Raw genomic sequence first — 11,673 nt, 5'->3', positions numbered from 1 at the left:
AAATCAAACGAGGCTCTGAGTATTTTCTCAGAGCCTCGTTTGTCTACAGTCTGAAAGCTGCTATTGCAAATTATTACAATAGCAGCTTTTAATACGTATTGAATGAAATTTTAATCCACATCAAAAGGAATTGCTTCAAAGACCTCTTCCATATCTTTTCGATCCGCGTGGTATATTTTTTTAATTAAAGGATTAATAACTAAGTTAATGTACTTAGCATCTGGAGTAGTGGGTTCCGGCTTTGCTGCATACAGCACATAAATCATCTGATTTCTAGTGGTATAACGAACATCTTTAAATAATGTATTTAGTATCTTTTTTTCTTCTTTAGTTAAATTTAACATATCGGTGAAATCTCCAAATTTTTATTTTATAATAATATTTTTTCAAAACTGAGACAAGCTAATAATTTATTTAGATTCTATCTAATTTTAATGCTAAATCTTCCCATTGGTCAGTTAATTTCGATATTTGCTTTTTTAATTGTGAATAGGCTTCAATTTTTTGGTCAGCAGTCTTTTGATTATCGTAAAATTGAGGTTGATTCATTTCCGATTCAATTTGCTTGACTTGATCAGACAGCATATCAATTTGATCTTCAATTTTTTGTAATTCTTTTTTCTGATTTCTAATTTGCTTTTGAATCGCGTGTTGATTTTTATTATTCTGCTGTTTCTCAGTATGAACTGGTGAGGACTTTTTTTCTTGTGTGTTCTGATGAGTTGAACAATACATTAGATAATCGTCGTAATTCCCAGGAATATCCAAAATCTGATCCGGTGAAATGGACAAAATTCGAGTCGCAATTTTGTTGAGAAAGTATCGGTCATGAGAAACCGTAATAATCGTTCCTTCATAATTCAACAGGGCATTTTCAAGTATTTCCTTTGTATCCATATCAATGTGATTTGTCGGTTCATCTAAAAGAAGCAGATTAGCCTGTGAGATCATAAGCATAGCTAAGCGAAGGCGCGATTTTTCACCACCTGATAGTTCATTTACGGTCTTAAAAACCTCGTCGTTTCTAAACATAAATTGTGCTAAGATATTTCGAATTTCTCCGTCAGATAGCTTAATATTAACAGTACGAAGAGCATCAATGAGTGTTTCAGAATGATTGGATAATGTGTCGTCTGCTTCTTGAGAATAATATCCAATATGTACATTCTCTCCGAATATAAGTCTGCCAGTATCAGGCAACAATTCTCTTTTTATTATTTTTAGAAGCGTTGATTTCCCAGTGCCATTAGGTCCGATTATCCCAATGCGGTCGCCTCGAAAAACATCTATATTTAAGTCTGAATATAGTGATAATTGATCGAAAGACTTGGATAAGTGCTTAATTTTCAACACATCATCAGACGAGCGGACGCTGGGCGATAATGAAAAATGAAACTCATGATTTTCTGAAGGAGAATGTGAGTTTGAATAGTCGCTTCTTATTTTCGCGAGCTTTTTTTCACGACTCTTTGCGCGTTTTGTATTTTTAGTTGTAAAATTGCCCCTTAGTTTTGAAATAATGGCCTCTTCGCGATCAATTTCCTTTTGAATTTGTTCATATTTTTTTTGTTCCGCCTGATCGTGTTTTTTCTTTTTTGAAAGATAAGATGTATAATTTCCTTCAAAATGAAGAAGCTTTTCATTTCGAATTTCCGAAATGGATGTACATACACAATCTAAAAGGTATCGATCGTGAGAGATAACAATAAATGTATTTGGGTAGTTTTTTAGATAACTTTCTAACCAGTTTAATGAGCGAATATCCAAATAGTTAGTGGGTTCATCTAATAGTAAAAGATCAGGTTCTTGTAAGAGTAAGGAACCTAGCGCAATTCTCGTTCTCTGTCCGCTGCTGAAGGTATTAATTTTTCGTTTCAAATCATCATCATTGAAACCGAGTCCTGCAACTACACCTCTAATGCGGCTGGGGTAGGCATACCCGCCATTATTTTTGTATGTTTCCTGTAATTCTCCTAATTTAAGAACTGCGCTTTCCTGTTCTTCACCATCAGTACAATCAATCGTTTTTTGAAGCTGATTCATTTCTTGCTCTAATTCAATTAGCGATTGGAAATAAGATAAAAAGACTTCATGAAGTGTTAAATCAGAATTGAAGATTTGTTCCTGTTTCAAATAACCAATTTGAATGGAGGAATGATAATAAATATTCCCAGAATCGGGGGAAAGTTCGTGAGTTATTAACTTAAAAAGAGTCGTTTTACCGGAGCCATTTTGTCCAATTAGGCCTAGTTTTTGATGTTCAGAAACGGAAAAGGTTAAATCATTAAATATTTGATGTTCGCCGTATCCGAAACATATATGATCTGCATTTAATAACATTGATATCCTCTTTTCTAATATAGGTAAATATGATAGCAGAAAGAAGAAAAAAATTCTATAAGTTGGTTTTACTCGGTTTGACACAAATAATTGCGATGTCTATAATAAAGGAACGAAAGAGATCATATTATGGAGGTTCCAATGGAAAAATATAATCACGAAAAGGTTGAAAAAAAATGGCAAAAAATTTGGGAGAATACAGAAGCTTTTAAAGCGGAAGATAATTTTGACAAGCCCAAATTTTATGGATTAGTGGAATTTCCATACCCAAGTGGCGTCGGTTTGCATGTAGGTCATGTCCGCGCGTATACATCATTGGAAGTTATTGCCAGAAAACGCAGAATGCAGGGCTATAATGTTTTGTTTCCAATTGGATTTGACGCCTACGGACTGCCGACGGAAAATTATGCTATCAAAACAGGACAGCATCCGAGAAAGGTTACGGATCGAAATATTAAAGTCTTCACTCAGCAATTGAAATCAATTGGTTATTCATTCGATTGGGATCGCGTAATCGATACAACAGATCCGGACTATTTTAAGTGGACGCAATGGATATTTTTGCAAATGTATAAGCACGGTCTGGCGTACAAAGATCATACTTATGTTAATTTCTGTACGCACTGCAAGGTCGTCTTATCTAATGAAGATTTTAGAGATGGAAAATGCGACCGTTGCGGCAGCGATGTAATCCAAATGGAAAAAGATGTGTGGTTTTTAAAGATCAGAGACTACGCAGAAAAATTATTAAAGGGGCTGGATGATGTCGATTATCTGCCGCGCATTAAAATTGAACAGAAAAACTGGATTGGTAAATCGATTGGCGCTGAAATAGATTTTGCAATTAAAAATCATGACGAAAAATTAAAGGTTTTTACGACGCGGGCTGATACTTTGTTTGGTGTGACGTTTATGGTTATTGCACCTGAACATCCGATTATCGAAGAATTATCATCTGAAATTAAGAATATGGATGAAATTCTCGATTATAAAAAAGAAGCACAGCACAAAACAGAATTTGAAAGAGTTCAGTTAGTGAAGGATAAAACAGGAGTAAAAATTGACGGCATTACCGCTGTTAATCCTGTATCTGGTAAAGAAATTCCTATTTTTGTCGCGGATTATGTCATGATGGGGTATGGAACTGGCGCAATTATGGCTGTTCCGGCGCATGATACAAGAGACTGGGATTTTGCGAAAAAATTTGACCTTCCTATTATTGAAGTCATCAGTGGCGGTAATGTTCAGGAAGAAGCGTTTACGGATGTGAGTTCAGGCACATTAGTCAATTCAGAATTCCTAAATGGGTTGGAAGTCAAAGAAGCTATCCCGACTATGATTCAATATTTGGAAGAACATCATATCGGGAAAGAGACGATTAATTATAAAATGAAAAATTGGGCTTTTAATCGTCAGCGTTATTGGGGTGAACCAATTCCAATTGTTTATTGCGATCATTGTGGTACTGTACCAGTTCCTGAAGAAGATTTGCCGGTTGAACTTCCGAAAGTGACACATTATGAACCGACAGACACGGGAGAATCGCCATTAGCTGATATTCCTGAATGGGTTAATACAACCTGTCCAATTTGCGGTGGCCCAGCAAAAAGAGAAACAGACACTATGCCGCAATGGGCGGGATCAAGCTGGTATTTCCTGAGATACACAGATCCACATAACACAGAAGCCTTAGCTGATATGGATAAAATGAAGTATTGGCTGCCAGTAGATTGGTATAATGGCGGAATGGAACACGTGACGAGACATTTGCTGTACTCACGTTTTTGGCATCAGTTCCTTTACGATATCGGCGCTGCCCCAACAAAAGAACCCTACAAAAAGCGTACAGCGCAAGGTTTGATCTTGGGATCAGATGGGGAAAAAATGAGTAAATCAAAGGGAAATGTTGTCAATCCCAATGATATTATCAATGAATACGGAGCAGATGCTTTAAGAACGTATATTATGTTCATCGGCGATTATGAAAAACCAGCGCCTTGGTCCGAAAATGGCCTTAAAGGATGCAATCGCTTTTTGGAAAGAGTTTGGCGACTCCAAGATGCTGTCGTTGACAAGAATGAATACAGTGATGTGCTCGAAAGCGATATGCACAAAACGATCAAAAAGGTTAGCGAAGATTATGAAGCGATGAAATTCAATACAGCGATTGCTGCATTGATGACACTGCTTAACCGCTTTACTGAAGTCGGAAAAGTTACCAAGGCTGAATTCGGTGATTTCCTCAAACTGTTATATCCAGTCGCACCACATATAACAGAAGAGCTTTGGGAAATCATCGGTCAACCGGGAATGCTGCACCAAGCTTCATGGCCTACTTTTGATGAAGAAAAAACCATAGACAATGTGATCGAAATGGCGGTTCAGATTAATGGCAAGGTCAGAGGTAAAATTCAGATCGCCATTGATGCAGATCAAGAAACAGCCCACAATATGGCACTCCAAAACGAAAATATTAATAAATTTGTCGAAAACAAACAAATTGTAAAAGAAATATACAGACCTGGGAAAATTTATAATATTGTCGTAAAATAAATCATATCAGTTAAGGGGGATTATTAAAAAATAATCCCCTTTTAATATATCGTAGAGAGAAAATGAAGAAGGTCCAAATATATACAGATGGTGGCTGTCGAGGTAACGGCCAATCCAAAGAAAACGTCGGTGGTATTGGGGGAATCTTGATATACGGAGATTATCACAAGGAGTTTAAACAAGGTTTTACAAATACAACAAATAATAAAATGGAATTACTAGCTGCCATTACAGGTCTTAAAATGTTGAAGGAACCTTGTGAAGTTGCACTTTATTCTGACTCAGCTTATGTAGTTAATGCGTTTAATCAGCATTGGGTCGATGGCTGGGCTAAAAAAGGATGGACAAGAGGCAAAAATGCAGAATTAAAAAATGCCGATTTGTGGAAGACGTTGTACAGCTTAACGAAAACACATCGTGTTTCCTTTATTAAGGTCAAAGGACATGCCAACGACCAATACAATAATAGGGCAGATCAATTAGTGAATCAGGCAATGGATGAAATGAATCAACGTATGGTGTAAAAAAATTTTGCATAGGGTTATTCCCTTAGACTATAATAATTATGGTATTTTATTATCATATAGTTGTTTTTTAGGAGGTACGAATAATGTCATATGTTGACGAAGTGTATGAACGGGTTGTTAAAAAGAATCCGAGTGAACCTGAATTTCATCAAGCAGTAAAGGAAGTCTTAGAATCTCTTGCTCCTGTGATAGAAAAACACGAAGATGAATTCAGAAAGGCTGCTTTATTGGAAAGATTAACTGAACCAGAACGTGTTATTTCTTTCCGTGTGCCTTGGATTGATGATCAAGGTCAAGTGCAAGTTAACAAAGGTTTTCGGGTTCAATTTAACTCTGCTATCGGACCGTACAAAGGCGGGCTGCGTTTCCACCCAACTGTAAACCAGGGGATCTTGAAATTTTTAGGATTTGAACAAGTATTCAAGAATTCATTAACTGGTCTCCCAATTGGCGGTGGCAAAGGCGGTTCTGACTTTGATCCGAAGGGCAAATCAGATGCTGAAGTCATGCGCTTCTGCCAAAGCTTTATGACAGAATTATACAAATACATTGGTGCTGATCAAGATGTACCGGCTGGTGATATTGGCGTAGGCGGACGCGAAATTGGATTTTTATACGGTCAGTATAAAAGAATTACCGGGCTGTATGAAGGTGTTTTGACAGGCAAAGGATTAACCTGGGGTGGTTCTCTTGCGAGAACAGAAGCAACAGGATATGGTGTAGTATATATTGTCGAAGAAATGTTAAAACATGTTAATGACAGCTTAGAAGGCAAAACAGTCGTGATTTCTGGATCTGGAAATGTCGCCATTTACGCAACAGAAAAAGCACAGCAGTTAGGCGCAAAAGTCGTTGCAATGTGTGACTCTACAGGATATGTTTATGATCCAGAAGGCATTCAGTTGGATATCGTTAAAGATATCAAAGAAGTGCAGCGTGGCAGAATTAAAGAATATGCAGATCAGGTTGCTTCTGCTCAGTATCATGATGGAACAGGAATCTGGAGCATTCCGTGTGACATTGCACTTCCTTGCGCAACACAAAATGAATTGGGTCTTGAAGACGCGAAACAATTGGTAGCGAATGGTGTTCGTTTGGTTGCTGAAGGTGCAAACATGCCGACAACTATTGAAGCAACACAGTATTTGCAGGAAAATGGCGTATTGTTCATGCCTGGTAAGGCAGCAAATGCTGGCGGCGTAGCAACTTCTGCACTGGAAATGACACAGAATAGCGAACGTCTGAGCTGGTCCTTCGAAGAAGTTGACGCGAAATTAAAGGATATTATGGTTAATATCTACGCTAAGGTATCGGATGCTGCAAAACGATATGATCACGAAGGTAATTTCGTTGTTGGGGCAAATATCGCGGGATTTGAAAAAGTTGTCGACGCAATGATGGCTCAGGGCCTTGTCTAATTTAAATCAATAAAATTGGTTGTCCTGCTTTTCTTACTGGAAAAGCAGGATTTTTTTGTATATAATATAAGTTCAGTGATAATACAAATTGAGGTGATTATGATTAAAGCGACAAAAAAGCAAATTCAAGCTATGAAAAATTTGTATCAAAAATCGGATGTGGAATCGCTTGAAAAAATGATTCAACTTCATTGGAAAAAAATTGAAGAAATTGTTGAAAACGACGGCGATTCTGCTGACTTGGCAAATAATGTTGTGATGATCTTTCATTTAGTTTTCAATGAACGCATGCACATGCTTGCAACTTTTGATGCTAAAGCTTATGAACGCGCTGTGAACGATGTTCAAGACAAAGAAATAACGCAAAAAGATTTCTCGAAGTTGGTTTTCAAAAATCTAGATTCTGCAAAGCAAAATTTTGCATTTGGTCAAACATTTTACAATATGGATCGTTTGGTTAGCAATACCATGAGGGACATTCGGATTTTTATGCGCAAATATCCAAAATATGAAGAGGCGATTCGAACTGCTTGGCAGTCAGAACATTAGAGATAGGAAGGATGGATCTAAAGATTGGAACAAGGAAAGGAAAATAAAGGCAGAGCAAATTTTTCTAGCCGAATTGGTTATGTAATGGCAGCAGCAGGTTCTGCTGTTGGTTTGGGAAATATCTGGCGTTTTCCATATTTAGCTGCGAAATATGGAGGCGGGACTTTTTTAGTTATCTATCTCATACTCGTTTATACGTTTGGGTATACGATGATTATGTCAGAAACGACATTGGGGAGGATGACTCATAAAAGTCCAGTTGGGGCCTTTAAATTTTTTGGAAACACGTTTGGACATAAGTTTGGCGGATGGATCAATGCTATTATTCCAATGATAATTGTTTCGTATTATTCAGTCATTGGGGGATGGGTTCTGAAGTATTTGGTAGGATACATCACGGGCGCATCAAAAATTATGGCCACGGACACATACTTTTCTAATTTTATCAGTCAGAGTGTGCCGACAGAAGTCTATTTCATTCTCTTTACAGCAGTAACGATGCTCATCATATTAATTGGTGTTCAAAATGGGATCGAAAGAATTTCTAAGATTGGAATGCCGGTTCTAATTATTTTAGGAATTTTTGTTGCCATTTATTCTATGACGCGGCCAGGTGCAGTTGCTGGAATAAAATATTTCTTTATTCCAAATTTTGATAATTTTTCTTGGATGACCGTGGTTGCTGCAATGGGACAGATGTTTTATTCTTTATCTATTGCAATGGGTATCTTGTATACTTTTGGCTCTTATATGAAGAAAGATATGGATATTGAAAAGGCAACTTCTCAGGTGGAATTTTTTGATACTGCTGTTGCCGTTCTCGCTGGACTTATGATTATTCCTGCAGTGTTCGCTTTCTCTGGAGGGACACCCAAAGCATTACAGGTCGGCCCATCACTTATGTTTATTACGATCCCCAAAGTTTTCGCTAGTATGGGATTAGGGACGCCAGCAGGTATTGCATTCTTTTTATTGGTTTTTATTGCAGCATTGACCAGCGCGATCGCATTGGCTGAATCAGCAGTCTCGACATTTGAAGACGAAGCTGGGATGAGCCGGAAAGCGTCGACAGTGCTTGTCAGCGTCATCATCGTTGGTTTAGGTACACTATCTTCTCTTGGCTACAGCGTTTTAGGAAGTATCAAAATATTGGGAATGGATTTCCTCGATTTCTTTGACTTCATTTCAAACTCCGTAATGATGCCAATCGCTGCGATCGCCACTTGTGTGCTCATTTTACGTTCTGTCACGCTTAATAGAATTGAAGAAGAGATTAAAATATCGTCTGAATTTAAAAGACAAAAAATATACAATTTATTTATCAAATATTTCTGTATTGCCTTCTTAGCTATTATTTTGATCAGTTCAGTATTAAATGTTTTTGGTATTATCAAAATGTAAACAAAAGCTCTTGATATTAGATAAATGTCTAACATCAAGAGCTTTTTTACTGCTTGAATGAACGTTTAATATATTATTAAAGTTTTTTCAATAATCCCTTATTGATTGCAATAGCCCGTTCTACAGTTGATTTTGCTGGACCGCCAACAATCTTTCTCTGGCTGACACAATTATGCAGGTCAATTGCTTCATAAATAGAATCATCAAAAATAGGATCAATTTTTTGATATTCCTTCAGAGAAAGCTCATCTAAACTTTTCCCGTTTTGGATGCAGTAGTATACCAACTGGCCAACGATCCCATGGGCATCTCTGAAAGGAATGCCATGTTTGACAAGCCAATCGGCTGCATCGGTCGCGTTGGCAAAGCCATGAGCAGCAGCGTCGTACATTGAATCTTTATTTACCGCAATGGTCGCAATCATTTTGTTAAATGTTTTAAGACAAATGTCGATCGTATCAAAGGCATCGAATACAGGCTCCTTGTCTTCCTGCATATCTTTATTGTAGGCGAGAGGAAGCCCTTTCATCGTAGATAACAATGAAATTAAATCGCCATAGGTTCTTCCAGTTTTACCTCTGACTAATTCAGCAATATCTGGATTTTTTTTCTGAGGCATGATAGAAGAACCGGTTGAAAATGCATCATCCAAAGTAATAAAATGAAATTCTGAAGAACACCACAAAACGATTTCTTCAGAGAAGCGACTGAGATGCATCATTGTAATAGAAACGCTCTCTAAGAAGTCTATGCAGAAATCCCGATCTGACACAGCATCTAAGCTATTCAGATAAACACTTGAAAAATTCAATTCCTTTGCGACAAAATAGCGGTCGAGTGGATAAGTTGTTGTCGCAAGAGCACCTGCGCCTAACGGCAGAGAATCTGCCATTTCATAGACCTGGCGAAAACGCTTGATATCGCGTTTAAGCATTTCGACGTAAGCCATTAGTTGATGTGCAAAAGTAATCGGTTGAGCCCGCTGCAAGTGCGTATAGCCAGGAACAATTGTTTCGGTGTGTTTGGAAGCCAGATCGAGTAAGGTTGTGATTAAGTCTTTGATGTCATCGATAATTAATAGACAAATGTCTTTAACGTATAGATGCATATCCGTTGCTACTTGATCATTGCGACTGCGCCCAGTATGAAGCTCTTTGCCAACATCGCCGATTCGATCGATTAGAATCGATTCAATGTTCATATGGATATCTTCCATCTCTTCAGAAAATTCAATTTTATTTTCTTGAATATCTGATAAGATTTGCTTTAATGATTTAACAATTAAATCGGCATCTTCCTGAGGAATTACCTTTTGTTTTCCAAGCATTTTAGCATGGGCAATTGAGCCTCGGATATCCTGTTGATACAGCCGCGCATCAAAAGAAATGGATGAATTAAAATCATCAGTTAATGCATCTGTTTCTTTTTGAAAGCGGCCGCCCCATAATTTTTTTGCCATATTAGTTTTCCTTATTTTTTGCCTTTTCTTCTGCACTCATACGCATTAAAGCACGCACGCGAAGCGGCAGACCATATAAATGAATAAAGCCTTCAGCATCTTTGTGATTATATAGATCCCCGGTTGTAAAGCTGGCGATTTCGGCATTGTATAACGAATAGGGTGAAGAGACATAAGTTAAAATCATATTACCTTTGAATAATTTTAATTTTACAGTCCCAGTAACCGTCTTCTGCGTTTCATCGAAAAATTTAGACAATGCTTCGCGGAGTGGGGTAAACCATTTTCCGCCATATACAATTTCTGCAAACTTAACAGCTGCTTCTTCTTTAAAGGCAAATGTTTCCCGGTCAAGACACATGTGTTCCAATTCTTCGTGAGCACGATATAAAATGGTTCCGCCAGGGGTTTCGTATATACCTCTAGATTTCATACCAACCACACGGTTTTCAATGAGGTCGACAACACCAATTCCGTGCTTGCCACCAATTTTATTACAGAATGTTAAGATTTCTTTAGGGGTCATTTTCTGATCGTTAATGCTTACAGGCACCCCTTTTTCAAAATCAATTTTGATTTCTTCTGGTTCATTAGGTGTTTCAGAGAGTGCATTTGTGATCCGTAAGATATGTTTGTAATTAGGTTCGATCGACGGGTCTTCCAATTCAAGTCCTTCATGACTCATATGCAGGATGTTAGTATCACGGCTATAGCTCTGATCGTAGCGAGTGTTGACTTTAATGTCGTGTTCAATACAGAAATCCATTAAATCTTCACGACTCTGAAGGTCCCATTCACGCCAGGGAGCTATGATTTTGATTTGGGGATCTAAAGCGCCAATACCTAATTCAAAACGTACCTGATCGTTGCCTTTTCCAGTTGCCCCGTGGCATATTGCTTCAGCACCTTCTTTGTGAGCGTAATCGACTAATACCTTTGCAATGAGTGGACGAGCGAGGGAAGTTCCCAATAAATATTTTTTTTCGTACACTGCATCGGCCTTTAAAGCTGGCCAGCAGTAATTTTCAACAAATTCGTCTGTCACGTCGACGATGTAGCATTTTGATGCACCACTTTTGAGTGCTTTTTCTTCGAGACCTTCTGTTTCTTTACCCTGTCCTACATCGACACAAACACAGATGACATCATAGTCGTAGGTTTCTTTTAGCCAAGGAACAATCGTCGTTGTATCTAAACCGCCTGAATATGCAAGAATTACTTTTTTATTTGCCATTTATAAACTCCTTGTTTTTATATTACTTTTAAAAATCTGATGTGTTTGATTATAAGCTAACTGTTGAAATAAATCAAGTGCAAAATGTAAATATATACAAAAATTATTTATAAAAATACTTTTCGAGGTCTTGATTATTTACATAAATAGGGTTATAATCCTTCTTGTTATTTGTGATAATAATTAATAAAA

Annotated in this window: 9 protein-coding genes; 5 read left to right on the top strand and 4 right to left on the bottom strand. The window is 37.5% G+C overall.

Features of this window, described 5'->3' with window-relative positions:
- Window positions 1-110: 110 nt before the first annotated feature.
- Window positions 111-344 (bottom strand): hypothetical protein, encoded by a 234-nt coding sequence (locus QZX60_RS08865; protein ID WP_295363900.1) that lies wholly within the window; start codon window positions 342-344, stop codon window positions 111-113.
- 70 nt (window positions 345-414) lie between these two features.
- A complete protein-coding gene (abc-f, locus tag QZX60_RS08860; protein ID WP_295363897.1) occupies window positions 415-2,340 on the bottom strand; it encodes a ribosomal protection-like ABC-F family protein in 1,926 nt (641 codons plus the stop codon).
- A 141-nt stretch (window positions 2,341-2,481) separates the two neighbouring features.
- Here abc-f and leuS point away from each other — a divergent pair, with 141 nt between their 5' ends.
- From leuS to QZX60_RS08835, 5 genes are all read left to right on the top strand, one after another.
- Window positions 2,482-4,893 (top strand): leucine--tRNA ligase, encoded by a 2,412-nt coding sequence (leuS, locus tag QZX60_RS08855; protein WP_295363894.1) that lies wholly within the window; start codon window positions 2,482-2,484, stop codon window positions 4,891-4,893.
- A gap of 62 nt (window positions 4,894-4,955) precedes the next feature.
- Window positions 4,956-5,417 carry a ribonuclease HI gene (gene rnhA / locus QZX60_RS08850; RefSeq protein ID WP_295363891.1) on the top strand — a complete coding sequence of 154 codons (462 nt, stop codon included), beginning with the start codon at window positions 4,956-4,958 and terminating at the stop codon, window positions 5,415-5,417.
- An 86-nt stretch (window positions 5,418-5,503) separates the two neighbouring features.
- Window positions 5,504-6,838: an NADP-specific glutamate dehydrogenase gene (gdhA, locus tag QZX60_RS08845; RefSeq protein ID WP_295363889.1), complete on the top strand. Its 1,335-nt coding sequence runs from the start codon at window positions 5,504-5,506 to the stop codon at window positions 6,836-6,838.
- Between the two features lie 99 nt (window positions 6,839-6,937).
- Window positions 6,938-7,387 (top strand): hypothetical protein, encoded by a 450-nt coding sequence (locus QZX60_RS08840; protein ID WP_295363886.1) that lies wholly within the window; start codon window positions 6,938-6,940, stop codon window positions 7,385-7,387.
- Between the two features lie 24 nt (window positions 7,388-7,411).
- A complete protein-coding gene (locus QZX60_RS08835; protein WP_295363883.1) occupies window positions 7,412-8,788 on the top strand; it encodes a sodium-dependent transporter in 1,377 nt (458 codons plus the stop codon).
- A gap of 76 nt (window positions 8,789-8,864) precedes the next feature.
- Here QZX60_RS08835 and argH read toward each other — a convergent pair whose 3' ends face one another.
- Together argH and QZX60_RS08825 are read right to left on the bottom strand one after the other, a co-directional pair.
- Window positions 8,865-10,247: an argininosuccinate lyase gene (gene argH, locus QZX60_RS08830; RefSeq protein WP_295363880.1), complete on the bottom strand. Its 1,383-nt coding sequence runs from the start codon at window positions 10,245-10,247 to the stop codon at window positions 8,865-8,867.
- A 1-nt stretch (window position 10,248) separates the two neighbouring features.
- Window positions 10,249-11,481 carry an argininosuccinate synthase gene (locus QZX60_RS08825; protein ID WP_295363877.1) on the bottom strand — a complete coding sequence of 411 codons (1,233 nt, stop codon included), beginning with the start codon at window positions 11,479-11,481 and terminating at the stop codon, window positions 10,249-10,251.
- Between the last annotated feature and the right edge of the window lie 192 nt (window positions 11,482-11,673).

It is taken from the genome of uncultured Pseudoramibacter sp., assembly GCF_903789625.1.
Classification (GTDB): domain Bacteria; phylum Bacillota; class Clostridia; order Eubacteriales; family Eubacteriaceae; genus Pseudoramibacter; species Pseudoramibacter fermentans.
Note: the sequence above shows the minus strand (reverse complement) of the source record. Positions and strands in the feature narration are given on the sequence as shown.

Excerpts from the sequence above, each read along its gene's own strand:
- QZX60_RS08865 (WP_295363900.1), bottom strand. The coding sequence starts at position 344 with ATGTTAAATTTAACTAAAGAAGAAAAAAAGATACTAAATACATTATTT.
- abc-f (WP_295363897.1), bottom strand. The coding sequence starts at position 2,340 with ATGTTATTAAATGCAGATCATATATGTTTCGGATACGGCGAACATCAA.
- leuS (WP_295363894.1), top strand. The coding sequence starts at position 2,482 with ATGGAAAAATATAATCACGAAAAGGTTGAAAAAAAATGGCAAAAAATT.
- rnhA (WP_295363891.1), top strand. The coding sequence starts at position 4,956 with ATGAAGAAGGTCCAAATATATACAGATGGTGGCTGTCGAGGTAACGGC.
- gdhA (WP_295363889.1), top strand. The coding sequence starts at position 5,504 with ATGTCATATGTTGACGAAGTGTATGAACGGGTTGTTAAAAAGAATCCG.
- QZX60_RS08840 (WP_295363886.1), top strand. The coding sequence starts at position 6,938 with ATGATTAAAGCGACAAAAAAGCAAATTCAAGCTATGAAAAATTTGTAT.
- argH (WP_295363880.1), bottom strand. The coding sequence starts at position 10,247 with ATGGCAAAAAAATTATGGGGCGGCCGCTTTCAAAAAGAAACAGATGCA.
- QZX60_RS08825 (WP_295363877.1), bottom strand. The coding sequence starts at position 11,481 with ATGGCAAATAAAAAAGTAATTCTTGCATATTCAGGCGGTTTAGATACA.